Raw genomic sequence first — 18936 nt, 5'->3', positions numbered from 1 at the left:
AAATTCATACATAGCAAGCTTTTTGTGCTTTCCTATCCGTCGAACTCACGTTAAACCAATTCGCAATTCGCAATTCGCAATTCGCAATTACGTTTTGTAACGGGGATTTAACCCCGACACAAAACAAAAGTGTCTATAGAGACAGGGGACTTAAACCCCCAAACTTTGTTAAACTTTTTTCTCTGCAATTGCTAAAAGTTCCAGAATGGCTCCATTTGTCCAGCCGAAACCAACTTCGTTAGAGCTATACCCAAAGCAGATTTCGTCGGAAACGTTGGCAGAACAGCGTTCAACATCATATTTCTCAACTAGGGTATTGTGACGCTCGAATTCTTTAATTACCATAGCGAGAAATTTGTTGGCAATGCGATCGCCTTCTGTATGATACCCATAGCGGTGAAGTCCCTGGACGGCAACTAATGTCAATGGTGCCCAACCTAAGGGAGCATCCCACTGGTTGCCGGTGACACGAGTACTGGTAAAAATTCCACCTGGGGCTTCAAATAAAGAAAGATTTTTGACGACACGTTTGGCTTGAGTTGGAGAAGCAATTCCCAACCAGAGAGGATAAAACGTGGTGGCAAATTCGTAGCGGCGGCGTTTTCCACTCTGGAAATGATAGTCGAAATATAATCCTTGTTCTTCATCCCAGAGAAATTGATCGATGCGATCGCGGCGAATATCTGCACGATCGCTCCATTGTTGTTGCAGTTGTTCGTTCCCCAATATATAGTTAATTTTCGCTAAATCTTGTTCTACCTGATACAGGAAACTGTTTAAGCACACAGGAGCGTAGTGGAGGATATCAGCACTGAAGGGGCCAAATCGGTTGGTGATATCAAAACCGGACTCGCGCATGGTGTGATCGCTCTTGTAAAATAGATTGGTCAGTTCGTCTTTTTCGCGATTGTAGTAAAGACTGACATCGTAATCCTCAACCTCAAAGCTTTGGTAATATTCCTTGACGCGATCGTAGTGGCTTTTTCCCTGCTCATCTCGCTCGGAAAACAAAACTTCTGGCGCGGGGCCTTCCCCAAAGGCATAAAATCTGGATAAGCCGGTTGCAGCATTCAAATGGGGCGGTACTACCCAATAATAGTAAAACTGCTCTAACAAGGGTACGGTTGCCCTCAACCACTCCTCATCTTGGGTGTGCTGGAATAACGCCAAAACCATCATACTCAGGACAGGGGGCTGCGATCGCGACAGCATATAAGTCCGGTTGGAATTGAGGACGATGCCGTAATGCTGCACCTGGTACAGCAGTTGTTCAACTTGGCTTTGCGCTAGCTCCAATTCCCCATCATGCAATAGTCCCAGTAATATAAAGTAGCTGTCCCAGCCATACATTTCGTTGAAGCGGCCACCTGGTACGACATAAGGCCCTGGTAGGTATAGTAACCCATGCTCTTTAATCGCTTCGACTTCCGTCGGCAAAGTGCGAATTTCTAGCTGTTGCATATCTTTTGGAGATAGCGATCGCTCTAACACACTCTGAATATTGGGACAATCTTCTGAGGGGGAAATGTAGATAATCCAGGGAGTGTCTTTTTTGTGGTCTAGTTTGGTATCCTTTGCAGATTGTAATAAGTGTTTGTGCGATCGCATTAAGGTTATCCACGTTTTTTTGATATGAAGGCGCACAGCTTCAATCTGCGTGGTGGTAAGTGCTGGTGGAGTGTCGGTGTAAACTGGAGTAGTCATAATTCATCTCAAAATTTAAAATGAGGGGCTGAGGAATAGAGACTAAGAACTAAAAACAGGGAGTAGCTCTATCAAGGTAAGTCTGGATGAGACTGCAACTCCTATTTCATTACTAGCTCACAACTCGCAATTTCGAGATCAGTATCAGTACTCGGAAAAAGGGATTGGGGATTGGGGATTGGGGATTGGGCATGGAGAAGAGACAAAGGAGACAAGGAAGAAGGGGGAGACAAAAGAGAGATTTTCAATAATTCCTCCTTGTCCCCCCTGCTCCCCTGCTCCCCTGCCTCCCCTGCCTCCCCTGCCTCCCCTGCCTCCCCTGCCTCCCCTGCCTCCCCAGTCCCCAGTCCCCCTTAATCACTGACTAACAGCGCAACTGGAAAATGGGCGAGGGCTGCTGCGATAGATAATGTTTCTTTAGCCTTTAAGGATTGCTGAGTCAGGACGTTTTTGCCAGAGAAGGAAGTTCCAGATGGTAATTGCAGGTGCGTATCTTGCCAAACTGACTCGCCCAAAGGATTATCTCCTGGCTGGATGAGGCTAGTTAAAAAGCGGGGTGCGATCGCGATCGCTGTTTGATTCCCCTCCCGCCGCGCAAAGGCGATAATGTGATTGGCGTAGGTTCCCTTAACTTCTAATGGCAGATAGTCGCCATCCTGGAATAATGAGACATAGTTTGTTCTGGCTTGGAGTAATTGAGCCGTTAAAAACAGTTTGATTCTGCCGTCTGTTTTGTCGTTTAGTAACTCCTGAATTAATCCAAGAACGTCTGTTTTTACCTGTTCGCGGATGGCGCTTAAGTAAGTACGTAGCTGTTCAAAATCCACGGGACGGCGATTGTCTGGATCGACTAAACTCAGTTCCCAAAGTTCTGTTCCTTGGTATAAATCGGGTACGCCGGGTACAGTAATCTTTAGCAGAGTTTGGGAAAGGGAATTGAATATACCATAGTATGCAATTCGCTGTTGAAAGGGACGAAAGGCTTCTAGAAATTCCCCGGAGATCGAAGGGTCGAGTACCTTGTCAATAAAGGAGGTACAAGCTTCTTCATACCTGCTATCAGGTCGTAACCATGCTGTATGGACTTTCGCTTCTCTAATTGCCTTAATTATATAGTCTTTCACCCGTTCTATGAAGGATGCATATTCATCTTCTGCAAAGGGAAACGCCCCTACTAGGGTTTGATAGATAAAATACTCATCGTTGCGATCGGGCATAGCAAATCCGTGGCGTACACCGTAGGGGTTAGTAAAGCCTTCGCTACGATATCCTTGATTCATGGCGCTCCAAGTATTTACCTGCTGATCCCACTCATTGGGAATTTCTGAGAGGACATTCAATCTGGCCCGCACATCTTCGCCGCGTTTGGTGTCGTGGGTGGCGGTGGTGTTCATTGTGTGGGGCCAGGTTGCTTGGTGCTTTTGGTTAAAGGCGTGAAATTTACTTAAGTCTATCCCAAAATGACCAGGATTACCTCCTACTTCATTCAACGACAGCAAGCGATTGTAAACATATAAAGAGGTGTCTTCTACGCCTTTGGCCATTAGTGGGCCGCTGTATTGCTGCATTCGCAAGACGAAATATATCCATTGTTCGCGTTCTGTTTGAGTCAGAGAATTATCAAACTCTAGCAGCATTAACTTTTCAATAAAGGTCAGTTCGTGCTGTAACAGGGGCGTTTGTTCTTTGGCTTGGCTAATTACTTCTTGAATGGTAGCGCGATCGCTATCTCCAATTCCATCGGGCGTAATATAGGTACGGTAAATCGGGAACAGTGTCAATACTTCAGCGATCGCTCTTTTTAATCCATTCAGCGTAAAATCATTGCCATAGCGATATTTGCTGGAGATATTTTTTAATAAAAGAGCCAAACTGTCAATGTCACCTGCTAAATTCTTTTCTAGTATTAGGTGCTTTTTATCCTTGACTACTGAGGCATAATCTGCTCTTGAACCGATAAAGTTCTGGTATATTTTATCAAACTGCGATTGATTTTCTGTTTGACAAAATACGCCATTTACATAGTTGAGAAAGTCATATCCAGATGTTCCTTCAATTCTCCAATTCTCTGGTAGTTCTTCGCTAAGTTCTAAAATCTTCTCAACAGTGATATAAACATCACCCATTTTTTCTCGCAGCCTTTCGAGATACTGGATTGGGTTATAAAGTCCATCAATATGATCGATGCGTAAACCTGTAAACTTGCCTTCCTCAACCAGCTTTTGAATGAGGCTATGAGTATTATTAAAAACCCGCACTTCTTCAACTTTAACGGAAATTAGTTCGTTAACAGTAAAGAAACGGCGGTAATTCATTTCCTCTGCACCAACCTTCCAGAAGGCGAGACGGAAAAATTGGTCATTCAGTAAATCATCTAGGAGGTTAAAGCTTTCGGAATTGCCCGGTTCTCCGTTGAAAGTTTGGATATTTTCGTCAATGAACTCGCGGATAGTATCGTTTGTGGTGTAGAGTTCCCAAACTAATCCTTTAATAAATGCGATTTGGTCTTGTCGCTGTTTTCCCGCAACCTCTGAGGGCACATTTTTAAGAATGTAGAGAATCCCCAATAGCTTAATAAAATCGGGGTGATTGCGTCCCAGTGTGCGCGTGAGTCTACCCAAATTCTGAGTGATAACTTTTGTGTAAGACTCTAACCGCAACGGCAGTTTTAAGCTGTAATAGTTGACAGTTAAACCGTTTTGTTCATATTGCAGTTGAATGTGTCCGTTTTCCAGGGATGTACCATAGAAATCTCCCAGTAGTGGCGCGAGAATTCGCTCTTGGCGATCGCCGAAGGGAGTATTCCAAGAAAGGTCGAAGTAGTCGGTATAGCTGGAATCTGGGCCATGTTCCAATATGTCCATCAAGTAATCGTTTTCGCTACTATAGGCCATGTGGTTGGGCACAATATCTTGTAACCAGCCCATACCAAGGGATTGGATTTCATCAACTAATGCATCAAAGGATTCATTAGTTCCCAATTCTGGGTTAAGTTGAGTGGCATCTACTATATCGTAGCCGTGTGTACTCCCGGATCGTGCCTTGAAAATGGGGGAGGCATATAAATCAGAAATACCTAAATCTGCTAAATAAGCTGCGATCGCTTTAGCGTTGTCAAAGCCAAACTGAGGTGTAAACTGAATTCGATAAGTGGCGGTGGGAATTCGCATGAGTTTGTTCTAATGAGAGATGGGGCGATACGGTTCGGTTAACATGTTTGTCTCTCAAAGATCCCCCCAACCCCCCTTAAAAAGGGGGGCTTTTTTTGATTTTTACCCCTTTTTTAAGGGGGTCGCCGCAGGCGGGGGGATCTTATCTGAAACCTATTGCGAGGTGGAGGAGTTTCAAGCTTTTGACTCGAACGTTAAGCCTTTTGACTCGAACATTAAGCCTTCTTGCTCGAACGTTAAGCCTTCTTGCTTGAACGTTAAGCTTTCTTGCTCGAACGTTAAGCCTTCTTGCTTGAACGTTAAGCCTTCTTGCTTGAACATTAAGCCTTCTTGCTTGAACATTAAGCCTTCTTGCTCGAACGTTAAGCCTTTTTGCTTAAACGTTAAGCCTTTTTGCTCGAACGTTAAGCCTTTTTGCTTAAACGTTAAGCCTTTTTGCTCGAACGTTAAGCTTATTAGGCTGAAACTTTAAATTCTATAGCAACCGCCAAGGCAGTTAGGACATTGGTGATTGCTCAAAACCCTGAAATTACTGGCTTTTTACTCAGCACTCAGCACTCAGCACTCAGCACTCAGCACTTTGCTATAACTCTCCCCCTCATCCTTTTTCATAGAGTACTAAACTAGTAGGTTGCAATTTCACTTCTTGGCTCACAGACAGATGTTCAGGGGCTTGGGAACCATGTCCAGACCATGAGGTATCAGCCGAGTCTAACAATTTATTAGCATTTTGCTCAAACGGCAAAGTTACTGTCACCGCCGACGAATTGAAATTCATCACAAATATTATTTCACTCGATTCACACCAACGCCGCACAATGACCAACTCCTTCTCTTCATCGCTAGTCGCTTCGATGAAATTGCGGTCTTGGTTGAGAAGGGCTGGATGTGTCTTCCGCAAATTAATTAACTGACGATACCAATCCCACAGAACTTTGTGCTTACCTTCATTGCGTAATTCCCAATTAAGTTTAGACTTTAAGAAAGTTTCTGCCGATTCCGGGTCTGGGGGATCGTCTGCAAAGTGAAATGCTTCAAATTCTTGTTTGCGTCCGGCTCGAACTGCTTGAATTAAATCGGGATCGGAGTGACTGACAAAGTAAATGAAGGGTGCTGTTTCGCCGTATTCTTCTCCCATAAATAACAGGGGTAAGTTGGGCGACAGCAGCACAGCGCCAGCAGCTAACTTTAATCCTTCAAAAGAGATCCGCTGACTGAGGCGTTCTCCTTTCATTTGATTGCCGATTTGATCGTGATTCTGAATGCAGACTGTAAACTGTGATAAAGGGCGATCGCGGCAAGATACGCCATGAAATCGTTTGCGATCGGGGGAGTATTTCCAATCGTAGACAAAAGTATCGCTATAAGCTTTTGCTAAATCAGCACATTTCCCAAAATCGTGATAATATCCTTGGCGATCGCCTGTCAACAGTGCGTGCAATGAATGGTGAAAATCATCACTCCACTGAGCATCGAGTCCATATCCACCCAATTCTACTGGACTAATTATTCGCGGATTATTCAAGTCACTTTCGGCAATTAGATGGCGTTTCCATCTTTGCCCTTGTTGTGAGAAATGATGAACTGCTTCCGCCAATTCCCATAAAAAATGCTTCGCGCCCAAGTCGTAAATTGCTTGAATCGCATCCAGCCGCAATGCATCAATATGGAACTCGCCCAACCAGTAAAGCGCATTTTCAATAAAATAATTTCGCACACCCTGACTATGGGCGTCATCGAAATTCAGCGCTTCGCCCCACGGCGTTTTATAGGTTTTAGTAAAGTAAGGCGCGAACTGACTCATATAGTTGCCTTCTGGCCCAAAGTGGTTATATACCACATCCAGCACAACGGCGATATTATTTTGGTGGCAAGCATTTACCAGTTGCTTGAGTTCGGCTGGAGTACCATAGGAATTTTGGACAGCAAAAGGATAAACGCCATCATAACCCCAGTTGCGATATGCCAAAGAAGCCTCAATATGAGTGTCTCCCGGAACCTGGGAAATGGGCATGATTTCAATAGCGTTAATTCCCAGTTCCCTCAGTTCCGGTAAACGGGGAATGATGGCGGTGAAAGTTCCTTCCGGCGTGAATGTCCCAACGTGAACTTCATAGAAAATCATCGACTCGACGGGAATACCCGCCCATCCTTCATCAGTCCACTCAAAATGACGATCGATAATTTGCGATGGCCCATGCACCCCTTCCGGTTGATACTGCGACGCCGGATCGGCAAAGTTGTCTTGGCCATTCAAGACATAGCGATAAAGCGTACCCGGATACACATCGTTGACTTTCGTGTGCCAGTATCCCTCAGACTGAGGCTTGAGGGGAATTAACTGCTGTTCTGGCGTCAAAATTTTTACCGTGACGCTATCTAATAGCGGAGACCAAACTGTAAATTCACACTCTCCATTACCCAAGTATTGAGCACCAATTTTCACGCAGTATCCTCCCATCAGTTCAGTTTGTTGTGCCAAATTAGGGCGCGATCGCAAATGTCATTGATTGCACAATGTTTACAAACACGCCAGATAGCATAATGGTTGGTCTACCAGACTTTTCGCTAGCATCTGGAGGCGGATTTTTGACCAGAAAAAATTCTATCTAATGACCAAAGAGGCAGGGGAGCAGAGGGAGTGGGGAGGCAGGGGAGCAGGGGAGGCAGGGGAGTGGGGAGTGGGGAGTGGGTACTAGGAGAATAACCAATGCCCCATGCCCAATGCCCCATGCCGTACTACCTACGGCTTGCAGCTACCATCAACACAGTACGATGATTCATAGGTATTAGAACGTTTACCAAAGATTGCATAGCGGTTATCGCGGATTTGTTCGTAAAAGCGATCGCCTGCCCATTTTATCCCCGGTAATGCTCGATAAGCGTCTACAAATATACTTCCTGCTGGCAACAACCGCCCAATTTCTTCTGCTGCATTACTGCCTTGCCAACGTCTTTGAGGGTGATTGCCATCAATTAAAATCATCCCTTGTTCGCAATCTTGGGCTGTAATTCCCCACTGTAAAAGTGTCTGCTCATCTTGCATCGGACTGTAGCGAAACAACTTTCCTTGGTCTAAGGTTTCTAGCGATCGCACTAAGGAAACGCAGAGATTACAATTTCCGTCGTAGATTACGTAGTAATTCATAAAAATAATCGCTCTTTAGCAATTGAATTGTTGGATGTGTCTAAAACACAACTTTGGTATTCTAGCTTAGAAAATGATAGCGATCGCTCTTACCTCACCGATTCATTCCTAGCCTCAATCCCCAATTTAAATATGCATAATGTCGTCTAGCTTAAGTTGTAAATTTGGCAAGACATCAGAAGAAATAGTATCTCCTAAGCGATATTGTTGCTGCTGGTATACACCGTTAACTAACTGACAAACAGTAAATGTGGGTTGTTTGGGATTGCCGATAAACTGCAAACCACCCAAACCTCGAAAGTCTACAATCCAATATTCTGGAATGTTAAGAAAAGCGTATTCTTCCACAATTCTTGCATAATCGTCTTGCCAATTAGTACTCACAACTTCAGCAACAAGTTTAATTGTATTGCCGTTACAAATAATCGGTTCTTTTTGCCAGAGTGGTTCTTTACTAAGTTCTGCTTTATCTAAAACAATTACATCAGGACGCAGTGCTGTGGCTTCAGATGCAGGTGGTTTAATCAGACAAGTTTTTGGAACTAGCCAGTTGAAATTAGAATTAAAAATTTCGACATAGATTCTACCAGCAATACTACCTGCAACAGCTTCGTGTGGGCCTGTAGGTTCCATGTCTCTTAGTTGTCCATCGATTAATTCGTAGCGTGTATTATCACCATATTGAGCGATAAATTCCTCAAAGGTAAGTAATTTAGGTGAGGTGTAGGTCACGTCGCTTCTCTGCGAGACGCTACGCGAACGCTCCAAATTCAAAATTAATAATTCCCATTAATAAATTTAGTTGCTCTGTATCATGAGCCTTTATCAACCATAGGTCTTGTTTTGACTTGATGTAGGCTTATTGTAGCGAAGCCAGATCCCCGATTTCTTTAAGAAGTCGGGGATCTGAAGTATCATGCCTTTGGAATGGTATTTGCTTAGTTTTTTCATTAATGAGAAAATATTCATGAGATATAAACTCTTGGGCAAAAGCGGGTTAAGAGTCTCTGAACTCTCCTTGGGAACCATGACCTTTGGTGAAGATTGGGGTTGGGGTGCATCTGTTGACGAAAGTCGGAAAATTTTTGATAGCTATGTAGAAGCAGGGGGAAATTTCATTGACACCGCCAACGGTTATACCGATGGTAGCAGTGAAAAAATTGTCGGCGAGTTGATTGCTAAAGAACGGGAACGCTTTGTAGTTGCGACAAAATATTCCTTTCCCTTGCAGATGAATGAGAAGAAGGGCGATCCTAACGCCAGTGGAAACCATCGCAAGAATTTAATTCAGTCTTTGGAAGGTAGCCTGAAACGGCTGAATACTGATTACATTGATTTATTCTGGTTGCACGCTTGGGATTTCACAACACCGCTTGAAGAAGTCTTGCGATCGCTCGATGATGTCGTGCGTCAAGGTAAAGTACTTTACATCGGCATTTCTGACACACCCGCTTGGATCGTTTCCCAAGCAAATACCATCGCCCATTACCAAGGATGGACGCAGTTTGTCGCCCTGCAAATTGAGTATAGTTTGATTCAGCGAACACCAGAACGGGACTTGATTCCGATGGCTAAAGCCTTCGATTTAGCAGTAACACCGTGGTCGCCCTTGGGTGGTGGAGTGCTGACAGGAAAGTATAACAAACCCAGTCAAGAAGGCGGCGAACAAGGGCGAGTAGCGAGTTTAGGGGGAGAAGTTTCTGAAAAGAATTTAGCGATTGCGCAAGTTGTCAGTGAAGTTGCAGCAGAAATTGGCCATACACCTTCACAGGTAGCATTAGCTTGGTTACGCGCTCAAAGTGGTGTGATTATTCCGATTGTTGGGGCACGTAAATTAACTCAGTTTCAAGATAACTTAGCTTCCTTAGATGTCAGCCTCTCGCCAGAACATCTGCAACGGTTAGATGAAGTCAGTCAAATTGAACTAGGTTTTCCCCATGACTTTTTGCACAATGATGTCATTCGCGATCGCCTTTTTGGTGGTACATTCAATACCATAGAAAACCATCGTATATGACCAATAGTCATAAACAGTAACACATTCAGCCGTTAATATAATCTGTCGTCAGAGAGTTTCGCACAGGCAACGAAAATCTGTAAAGTTAGATGCAAAAGGCATTAACGTAGAACTATGAGCGACAACACTATTACATCACGTTTGTACCCCACTCGTATTGACATTCCCGCTGAAGCGCGAGTGCAAATCGTGGTACTTCTCAACCAAAGCTTGGCAGCCACTTCGGATCTAAAAACCCAAGCAAAGCAAGCCCACTGGAATGTAAAAGGAACTGACTTCTATCAGCTACACCTATTATTTGATGAAATTGCCGGGGAATTAGAAGAGTTCATCGATTTGATAGCTGAACGCGTCACAGCTTTAGGCGGATACGCTTTTGGAACAGTCCGCGCCGCAGCTAGTAATTCGATCCTGCCAGAATACCCCTTAGATATTTTGGATGGTAAAGACCATGTGACAGCCTTGGCAGATCGCTTTGCATCCTATGCTAAACATCTCCGGGATGCGATCGATAAAACTGATGAATTAGGCGATCTTGATACCGCTGACCTTTACACCGAAATTTCTCGCACCATTGACAAACGACTCTGGTTCTTAGAAGCTCATCTGCAAGTAGCAGAAATTAAGGCAGAGAATGGCAAAGCGGGTACTACTAAAACTCAAAAGATCCCTGCTGCTGTCAAATAAGCACTTTTGAGAGATACTTGATTTACTAATAGGGTGCATTAGACTAAAGTTTAATGCACCTTATTAGTGTGACACAGCTAAAAAGTTGCAAAAAAATTTATAGGTTGTGTTGAGGAACGAAAGCCAACACTCCGATTGATGTTGGGTTTCGCGTTGCTCAACCCAACCTACATTTAATGCAATACAGTTCAGTTAAGCATTTCTTCCTTCTCTCTGCCGAAGTTCTGATGCCTGCGGCGGGCTGCGCCAACGGCGGAAGCCGCCGCTCAGACTTCTCTCTGTGTTCTCTGCGCCTCTGTGGTAGCCTTCGCCAAGCCGCTTCTCTACGAGACGCTCCGCGAATGCGTCTACGTTAAAAAATTGATTTCATAAAGGGTTTTAGCCTTAACTGAACCGTATTGACATTTAACAAAGTGTAGGGGTTTAAATCCCCGGCTTCTATCAAGCCGCAAGTGTTGTGGCGGGGTCTAAATCCCCGTTACAACACGTAATTGCGAATTGCGAATTGGTTTAATGCACAATTATTATCCTTGCCACACCACTAGCAGCTAATCTTGTTGTGCAAAACTTGAAAATGCAGTAATTTAGTTTTCAAAAAGTGTATTTTATTCACTTCAAAATATCTGTCAAATTTCACAGTATCTTTTTGGTAAGTACGCCACTTTTAAGTGCGTACTTTTCATTTTATATGTATATACTTTACTATTTAAATAGTTACAAATTAGGTCTAATCAATCAGAAGTCTAAGTTTTGAATTCTAAAATCTTCTAAAAACAATTAACAACGAGGTAAATTTATGTCTCAAAATACAATTACTCACTTAATTCACGATCGCAATGCCCGTGGTCACGCTAAAATGGGCTGGCTCGATAGTTATCACACATTTTCTTTCGGTAGTTTTTACGATCCCAACCGCATGGGATTTCGCTCTCTGCGGGTAATTAACGACGATCGCATCGCCCCCGGTGCTGGATTCCCTACCCACAGCCATCGTGACATGGAAATCCTCACTTATGTCTTAGAAGGTGCTGTAGAGCATAAAGACAGCTTGGGTACTGGCTCGGTGATTCGCCCTGGTGATGCCCAAATTATGAGTGCTGGAACTGGAATCAGCCACAGTGAATTTAATCCCTCACCAACAGAACCATTACACTTGCTACAAATCTGGATTCTTCCTGAGCGAGAAGGGTTAGCACCAAGATATGAACAAAAAGCTTTTCCTTTAGAAGAAAAGCGCGGCAAACTTCGCTTAATCGCTGCAAAAGATGGACGTGATGGTGCTGTGACAATTTACCAAGATGTTGATTTATACACATCTGTTTTAGAGTCAGGTGATGTTGTTAATTATCAAGTCAAACCCGGTCGCTATGCCTGGTTACAAATAGCCCAAGGCATAGTCAACTTAAATGGTGAAGAACTCAGAGCCGGTGATGGTGTACAAATCAACGGCGAAGAACAGCTAGAAATTAGTACTAATATCGGCGGCGAAATCTTGCTTTTCGATTTAGGCTAATATCTCCTTTCTCTGTTAAAAGGCTCATTTAGATGAGCCTTTTACTCAGAATATTACGTTTACTAATTAAGTATGTTTGCTGCTTCCATGAAGGTAAAGAAAATCACTGGAAATGCTAGCAGAATGTCTCAGAGCGCTTAGTGCAGATCCAGATTCTTTGATTTAGGATGTGCTTTGGGGTGAATTATGGCGATCGCAATCTCCGACAACCAAGGCACAAGCCTAAAAAACTGGTGAACGAGTATCAAAGACTCTTTAATGGAGTTCAAAGACTCTTTAATGAAGCTCAAAGGCTCATTAATGAGTATCAAAGACTCTTTAATGGAGTTCAAAGGCTCATTAATGAGTATCAAAGACTCTTTAATGGAGTTCAAAGACTCTTTAATGAGTATCAAAGACTCTTTAATGGAGTTCAAAGACTCTTTAATGGAGTTCAAAGTCATCCAGCACCAACAAAAACGGCTTTGCTTCTTCATGTAACTGCTGGAAAACTCGCCGCAGCCGAAATCTCAATTCTTCTTCGTAATTTTGTAGGCTTTTGCGTTGTTCGTTGTCATCCAACTTTTCCGCCAAGCAACTTACTAAACTACCTTCATCGATTCTTCCCACCCAGACAACGCGCTCAAAATTCGGCAGTCTGTCGCACAGCCTAGCTGCTAAACTACTTTTACCCAAACCGCCCATACCATAAATCAACACCCCCACTTCATCGCTTGATTGTGTCAGCACTCGCAAACAACTTTGCAATTGACGGCGACGACCAACAAAACTCTCCCGCGTCGCGACTTTCACCTTACCCGCAGAGTCCAAAAACCGGGTAGTAACAGAAGGCAGTGGTGCTGGTTTCCGTCCACGAGTCCGCAAAGGTGTAACTAATGAACTTGGTAAATTACCTGCTGCATACAGCCGCAACAAATGCCAATCCCGCGCCTTGTTCTTGATTAATGCTTGGTAGGTACTAGCAACAGCCTCGGTGATTTGCTTTCCGGCTGACAATTCTTGATATAGTGCGGCAGCTGCGGCTGTAGCATCAGGATCTAAAACCTTTTGACCCCAACCCAAAACCGCTTTTGCACCAGATTTCAGCAATTCTTCAGCCATTGACGGCACAGATCCCGAATTGCCAGCTTGCCCAGTGCGACACCCAGACAGGAAGATGAGTTTAGGCAGTCGAAATTGTAATTCTTGAGCGATATCCCCAGCACTCGCATAAAAAGCTTCACCGATTTCGGTTTCTGTAATGAAGCGAGGTTGCCCATCCTGAAAAGTAGCATGACCCGTCAGGTGTAAAACATCAAAATATTCCCTGTCGTAACCATCGACTAAATAACCCAACTCCGACAAACAGCCGCTTTCTTCCACCGTCAGCGCTAAAGGTTGCCGCTTTGTCGCCTCCAAAATCCGTGCTTCTTCTCCCTCAAAATCCAGCACAGGTTTGACATCCAGGGGCGAAGTTGCCATAAACAAAACTTGCAGCGCCCGGTTTTCAGGTTCCCCGTCAATAGTTAATTTTTTTACCGCGCTATTGGACACCCAGCGCACGGGGACAATAGCCTGCTCAACCAAAAAGTTAGTGCCATCGTGCAGCACTTCCCAAGGGAGATAAGCAAGTTTTCCTGCGGTTGCGATCGCCAAAACAATCCCCTCCCCTCGATGCTTATCTAACAAGGGTTGCAGCCAGCGATCGCTCCCATCCAACCAGTTATACAACCGCCGCCCAGTTACCGTATAATCCTCTGGTAAATCTGCAACGTAATAATCTCGTTCCGCCAACTTAATCAAGTCGGCGATTTCTGATAGAGGAAGCGATCGCTTTTCATACTGGTTTGGATTATCAATAAAGTAACGTAACTCTACGTAATTCTCATCAACTGGTTTGAGGTCGAGGTGGAGGGTTTGCACGTTCTCAATCTTGAGACTTTAGTATTTACCCCAAGTCTACCACCCCCAATTTCGTCTCTACGATTCTAAAATTTGGCGAATCTCTTCCAGGGTTGCATCCTCTAAAAGAAGTCGCCTACCATTGCGCCCGACAATCAACACCTTTTCAATTCTTTTACCAGACTGTTTGGCTTTATACTCTTGATACCACTTGCGGATTTGTTCAGCAATGGCGATCGCACCCCCAACAATACCAACGATAGTAGCAACTGTTGCTGTTACTCCTTCTCTTTCCGGTGCATCTGAACTCACTGCATAGTTACCAGATATACCAGGAATTGCCAAAAGCGCCTCTGTCGCTGCGATCGCATCTTCTCCCGCGATCGCCAACTGAATTTCTGCCATAGTGTTAATTTGCAAGTAACTCCAGGCTTATTTTAAACAACATCCCAAAGCAGTTTCTTCTAAAAATTCCTTATTCTTGTCGTAAATAATGTCTGAAAACGGTTTTTATACCAAATTACAACACATCCTTGGGTAAAGACGCGATGAATCGTGTCTCTACTAAATGGTCTATTTGTCGCATTCTTTTTTAAGATTGGTATTAATCCGCGCAGACGGACTTTGCATGTGTAAAATGAGACTGTTGGAAAACTATATCCAAATCACGGTTATACTTTCTCATAAAACCACCAAAATACTTGGGGACAATGGCCAAAAAGTTCTTAGTTTGGGAAAGATATATCAGACTTTAATAACTATTAGAGGTGGCTGTAATGCCGACGATTCATTTTGTGGATGGTGAAAAAGGCGGGGTAGGAAAGTCTCTCTTTGCCAGGACAATGATTCAGTATTGTCTGGATAAGAGAATCCCATTTGTACCAGTGGAGACAGATAGATCGAATCCAGATGTAGCAGGGGTATATAAGGAGATATGTAAATATGCTGTGTTTAGCGAGAATGAACGACAGGCAAATAAGGCAGATAGAATATTTGAGTGGGCGATAGAGAAGCCAGTAATTGTGAATTTAGCCGCACAATCGCATAGAGCAGTACAAGAGTGGATTGAATCTAATCAATTACTTGAACTAGGAAGTTCGCAGGGAGTGATATTTTGCAAATGGTTTGTATCAACAGGAGGATACGACAGTATCAACCTATTTGCTCAGTCAGTGAATACTTACGGTGAGAGAATCCCTCATATTCTGGTGAGGAATTTAGGGCTGTGTGATGATTGGGAGCATCTAGACTTAGACTCTAACTATCAAAACATAGTCAATAAATATCACATAAAAGTTATAGATTTTCCAAAGTTAGCATACAGAGAAAGAAACATAATTGACCAAAATCGCCTGACTTTTGCAGAGGCTAGAGAGTATAAAGAATTTGGGATAATTGGGAAACAGAGAATAGTGAATTTTCTGAAGCTTGCTTATGGTGCTTTTGAGAAAGTAGGTATCTGGTATGAAAAAGTTGAGTAGTAGTCATTAGTCATTGGTCATTGGTCATTGGTCATTGGTCATTGGTCATTGGTCATTGGTGATTAGTACCAATGACTTCGGACAAACCTTAGAGGAGATTGGATGGGGGTGCGATAGTGTACCCGCCCGCCGTAGGCGATCGCTTTGCGAATTTGACTACAATCCTTAGAAAGAGTAGCAAAAATCTAAATGTCTAAAAAGCCCGATTCTCAGTTTCAAAATCTTTTTAGTTCACCCAAATCAACCAACTGGGACGAAAGATTAGCCCAAATAGCCTATCGCTTTAACCGAGAATATCAACGTGAAACCTTTGAACTCCCAGCAGAAGTACAGGCGATGCCGATATTCCACGAGTGGATTGCTGGAAGTTTCTCAGGGAGAATTGCTTCACCTTTTTGGGAAATTGCTAAACCTCAAAAAAACCAACACTGTATAGATATTGGCTGTGGTATCAGCTTTTTAATCTATCCTTGGCGGGATTGGCAAGCTTTTTTTCATGGGCAAGAAATCAGTAATGTGGCACGCGATACCCTAAATTCTCGTGGGCCACAGTTGAATTCTAAGTTGTTCAAAGGTGTTGAGTTGGGAGCAGCTCATCAGTTAAACTATTCATCAGAGCAGTTTGACCTGGCGATCGCCACAGGATTTAGCTGCTATTTTCCCCTGGAATATTGGGATGCTGTACTAGCAGAAGTCAAGCGGGTGTTAAAACCAGGTGGACATTTTGTATTTGACGTTCTCAATCCAGAACAGCCTTTATCGGAAGATTGGGCAGTTCTGGAAACCTATTTAGGGGCTGAAGTCTTTTTAGAGCCTTTGGCTAAGTGGGAAAAAACGATTAAGGCCGCTGGTGCTAAAGTTGTAACGCATAAATCAGGGGAATTATTCGAGTTGTATAAGGTGCGATTTTAAAAATCTTATTACTCAGGGATAAGTGGACTTGATGGATCTAAAGAAGTTGTAAAAACAAAATAGATTACTCCAGCGCCGAGAATCATCACAGCGAGACTGAACAGTAACACCCATCGGTCTGTTGGTTCGTAAGTATCTTCTTCGATATCACGACGGACAGCAAAATAGTGTCCTGTTGAGAGCCATACCGTAATTAAACCCACCAGCGAGAAGACTAAACCTAACTTCCAGCCGTTACCAGGACGGGGTATCAAAGGTACTTGGAAGGCACGCAAACGCACGATGACGACACCAAAACCTAAAAGAGCAATCCCTGTCCGCATCCAAGCGAGGTAGGTACGCTCATTTGCCAAGTGATCTCGGATTCTGGACGGATTTAATCGTCCTGGCTTTTTTTTATCTTTATCTTCTTCTGTAGGTTTCAATTTTAACTGCATCAATAACACCCTTATCCCCAAAGCAGCTTTTGTCAAAAAAATGCGCAGGTAGTAGGAAATCTCTTTCCAAATAACTTGCAGCGAGCGCAATAGTTGCGCTACTGAAATATGCTTGTTGTGATTGTACATTTTTCCAAAATTTATTTTAATGCAGATATCGAAATAAAACAAGCCTGACCAAATAATTCGGAATTCGTAATTGATTTTATAGAGCAAATGTAAGTAATAAGGATTCATAACGAAAACAGCCAATTTCAGAGAGATTTTCACCAGTGTTTGTCCTGTTTTTCTCTGAAATTGGCTGTTACCCTGTTGAAATTGAGAAAAATCTATAAACAGTTACAAGTCCAAATTTCTTACCATATACCTAGTAACTGTTTAAAGTTCAATGATTTAAGACTTCATGGTAGGCGCATTGGGGACACGTGTATTTATTGTAGCCTGTGAGACATTCGGAATAAACCAGTTAACCTCATTAGCTTTGACAATTTGAGCATTAGGAATGTTGATTTCAATTGCAGCAGTATCAGGATTACTCTTAATTGCTAACTTACTGCCATCAGGTATCTTAATAGCTACTGCCTCTGCAAATTCTTGAGCTTGTCCGTCTGCGGTTAAACCTGTAATTGTGGCATCATTTGGCAAATAGAAGCCATCACAATCCCAGTTATTTTTAGTAGACTGACCATCAGCTAGAAAATATAGACCGTTCTCGTACATGGCATCTTCATCCTCTTCCTCATTTGGTCTTTTGCCATATACTGCTATGGTCTTACCTGTTTTGTTTTCGCATTGACCCCAATTGATTCCCGTCTCTAAAGCATATTTTTGGAATGTTAACTCATCGATTTTCTGCTGAATTTCCTCTGGTGTGCTACCTTCTACTTGAGTTTGGGCTTCTTTGGCCTTAGTTAGTTCATTAAGTGCTTTAGTAACTTCGACGTAATCAGGGTTTTTGCTAAATTTTGGTCTATCAGCAAAAGAAGGTTGAGCAAAGGCCAAATTAGCGACAATCATGAAGAGAATTAGCAGAGATTTCCAGATTTTCATGTTTTGATTCCTGTTGATGGGTGAAATATTTTGCGGTTGTGAATTCATGATGTACTTCTTTTAGACAATTAATTTTTCTTGTTCTTCACTTGATGGCTGAGTATTGAAACCTAAAATTAATGAGAATATATAACTAGAAACTACAGATAAAAGAGTCCAAGTAACATTTTCTGTGACAATAAACACGCCCAAACCAATCAAAATACAAGGTACAAAAGTATTGCCATTTTCAGTTAAAAAGTTGGCGATCGCAGGCAAGTAGGTTAACTTGTAAGCGGTATAACACCATACACCCACTAGAGTAAAAAATACACTTAGTATTACCAGCAGACTATCTAATTCTGAGTTGGCAAACAGGGGTACATAGACACTGATATTATCACTGCCATTGGCAAAGGCGATCGCAGCGACATTACAAGTTTGCGGAGAGAGAAAACTACTAACTATAGAGGGACAAGATGGCTCGGTTTCTTCTTCGGCTTCCTCTGGTGAATCCTCTTCGCGTTTTAGTAAACTGCTCACACCAATGATTATTGGCATAAAACCAAGTAGTCTAATCCAGTCCTGCGGTATGATTAGTCCACCGAAGAAACCGGGAAGGCTAGCAACGATCAATGCCGCAAAACCGAGATACTGACCAGCAAGGATGTGACGACTGCGAAACGTTTTACTTATTTGTGAAAAAAACAACGTCAGAATGACAATATCATCAATGTTGGTAGCAGTGAATGCGGTAATTCCTGTGGTAATTGCAGTTACTAAATCGTTCATTTGTTGATGTCCTTATGTTCATGCTTGGGCATAGGGCATAGGGCATTGGTTATTTTCCCTCTGCTTTCCCTGCTTCTTCCGCTCTCTACTTGGCCGTTTGAGTCCGTGCCGAAGCTTTGATTTATACTTTAGTCAAACTAACCGATAGAATCAAATGCTTTTATT

Annotated in this window: 17 protein-coding genes; 6 read left to right on the top strand and 11 right to left on the bottom strand. The window is 43.1% G+C overall.

Going from position 1 to position 18936, the window contains the following annotated elements; all coding sequences use genetic code 11:
• Window positions 1-168: 168 nt before the first annotated feature.
• The 6 genes from RMY63_RS04895 to RMY63_RS04870 all read right to left on the bottom strand — a co-directional run bounded on the left by RMY63_RS04895 (window position 169) and on the right by RMY63_RS04870 (window position 8754).
• Window positions 169-1704 (bottom strand): trehalase family glycosidase, encoded by a 1536-nt coding sequence (locus tag RMY63_RS04895; RefSeq protein ID WP_322727614.1) that lies wholly within the window; start codon window positions 1702-1704, stop codon window positions 169-171.
• Window positions 1705-2057: 353 nt separating this feature from the next.
• Complete coding sequence (treY, locus tag RMY63_RS04890; protein ID WP_322727613.1) at window positions 2058-4874, bottom strand: malto-oligosyltrehalose synthase; 2817 nt, start codon at window positions 4872-4874, stop codon at window positions 2058-2060.
• Between the two features lie 174 nt (window positions 4875-5048).
• Window positions 5049-5216, bottom strand: a complete 168-nt coding sequence (locus RMY63_RS04885; protein WP_322727612.1) for a hypothetical protein — start codon at window positions 5214-5216, stop codon at window positions 5049-5051.
• Between the two features lie 256 nt (window positions 5217-5472).
• Window positions 5473-7320, bottom strand: a complete 1848-nt coding sequence (gene treZ / locus RMY63_RS04880; RefSeq protein ID WP_322727611.1) for a malto-oligosyltrehalose trehalohydrolase — start codon at window positions 7318-7320, stop codon at window positions 5473-5475.
• Between the two features lie 297 nt (window positions 7321-7617).
• The gene (locus RMY63_RS04875) at window positions 7618-8022 is read right to left on the bottom strand and encodes a thiol-disulfide oxidoreductase DCC family protein (RefSeq protein WP_322727610.1); all 405 of its coding nucleotides are present in this window, start codon (window positions 8020-8022) and stop codon (window positions 7618-7620) included.
• Between the two features lie 126 nt (window positions 8023-8148).
• Window positions 8149-8754: a Uma2 family endonuclease gene (locus tag RMY63_RS04870; protein ID WP_322727609.1), complete on the bottom strand. Its 606-nt coding sequence runs from the start codon at window positions 8752-8754 to the stop codon at window positions 8149-8151.
• 235 nt (window positions 8755-8989) lie between these two features.
• Between RMY63_RS04870 and RMY63_RS04865 the strand changes: the two genes are divergently transcribed.
• The 3 genes from RMY63_RS04865 to RMY63_RS04855 all read left to right on the top strand — a co-directional run bounded on the left by RMY63_RS04865 (window position 8990) and on the right by RMY63_RS04855 (window position 12239).
• Window positions 8990-10039 carry an aldo/keto reductase gene (locus tag RMY63_RS04865; RefSeq protein ID WP_322727608.1) on the top strand — a complete coding sequence of 350 codons (1050 nt, stop codon included), beginning with the start codon at window positions 8990-8992 and terminating at the stop codon, window positions 10037-10039.
• Between the two features lie 114 nt (window positions 10040-10153).
• On the top strand, window positions 10154-10726 hold the full coding sequence (gene dps / locus RMY63_RS04860; protein ID WP_322727607.1) for a DNA starvation/stationary phase protection protein Dps: 573 nt from the start codon (window positions 10154-10156) through the stop codon (window positions 10724-10726).
• A gap of 796 nt (window positions 10727-11522) precedes the next feature.
• Complete coding sequence (locus RMY63_RS04855; RefSeq protein ID WP_322727606.1) at window positions 11523-12239, top strand: pirin family protein; 717 nt, start codon at window positions 11523-11525, stop codon at window positions 12237-12239.
• A 423-nt stretch (window positions 12240-12662) separates the two neighbouring features.
• Here the strand turns inward: RMY63_RS04855 and RMY63_RS04850 are convergent, their stop codons facing one another.
• Together RMY63_RS04850 and RMY63_RS04845 are read right to left on the bottom strand one after the other, a co-directional pair.
• Window positions 12663-14141: a CHAT domain-containing protein gene (locus tag RMY63_RS04850; protein WP_322727605.1), complete on the bottom strand. Its 1479-nt coding sequence runs from the start codon at window positions 14139-14141 to the stop codon at window positions 12663-12665.
• A gap of 57 nt (window positions 14142-14198) precedes the next feature.
• Window positions 14199-14525, bottom strand: coding sequence for a hypothetical protein (locus RMY63_RS04845; protein ID WP_322727604.1), 327 nt, complete (start codon window positions 14523-14525; stop codon window positions 14199-14201).
• Window positions 14526-14896: 371 nt separating this feature from the next.
• Between RMY63_RS04845 and RMY63_RS04840 the strand changes: the two genes are divergently transcribed.
• The 3 genes from RMY63_RS04840 to RMY63_RS04830 are packed head-to-tail and all read left to right on the top strand — an operon-like array spanning window position 14897 to window position 16513.
• On the top strand, window positions 14897-15601 hold the full coding sequence (locus RMY63_RS04840) for a mobilization protein (RefSeq protein ID WP_322727603.1): 705 nt from the start codon (window positions 14897-14899) through the stop codon (window positions 15599-15601).
• Window positions 15602-15614: 13 nt separating this feature from the next.
• Window positions 15615-15770 (top strand): hypothetical protein, encoded by a 156-nt coding sequence (locus tag RMY63_RS04835; protein ID WP_322727602.1) that lies wholly within the window; start codon window positions 15615-15617, stop codon window positions 15768-15770.
• 20 nt (window positions 15771-15790) lie between these two features.
• Entirely contained in the window at window positions 15791-16513 is a 723-nt protein-coding gene (locus RMY63_RS04830) for a class I SAM-dependent methyltransferase (RefSeq protein WP_322727601.1), read from the top strand.
• Window positions 16514-16521: 8 nt separating this feature from the next.
• Here RMY63_RS04830 and RMY63_RS04825 read toward each other — a convergent pair whose 3' ends face one another.
• From RMY63_RS04825 to RMY63_RS04815, 3 genes are all read right to left on the bottom strand, one after another.
• Window positions 16522-17220, bottom strand: coding sequence for a DUF202 domain-containing protein (locus tag RMY63_RS04825; protein ID WP_322727600.1), 699 nt, complete (start codon window positions 17218-17220; stop codon window positions 16522-16524).
• A 123-nt stretch (window positions 17221-17343) separates the two neighbouring features.
• Window positions 17344-18000 carry a hypothetical protein gene (locus RMY63_RS04820; RefSeq protein WP_322727627.1) on the bottom strand — a complete coding sequence of 219 codons (657 nt, stop codon included), beginning with the start codon at window positions 17998-18000 and terminating at the stop codon, window positions 17344-17346.
• 60 nt (window positions 18001-18060) lie between these two features.
• The gene (locus RMY63_RS04815) at window positions 18061-18771 is read right to left on the bottom strand and encodes a cadmium resistance transporter (RefSeq protein WP_322727599.1); all 711 of its coding nucleotides are present in this window, start codon (window positions 18769-18771) and stop codon (window positions 18061-18063) included.
• Window positions 18772-18936 lie beyond the last annotated feature (165 nt).

It is taken from the genome of Nostoc sp. ChiQUE01b, from assembly GCF_034531255.1.
Taxonomy (GTDB): domain Bacteria; phylum Cyanobacteriota; class Cyanobacteriia; order Cyanobacteriales; family Nostocaceae; genus Nostoc.
The sequence above is the reverse complement of the archived record's forward strand: the minus strand, read 5'-3'. Positions and strand labels throughout refer to the sequence as shown.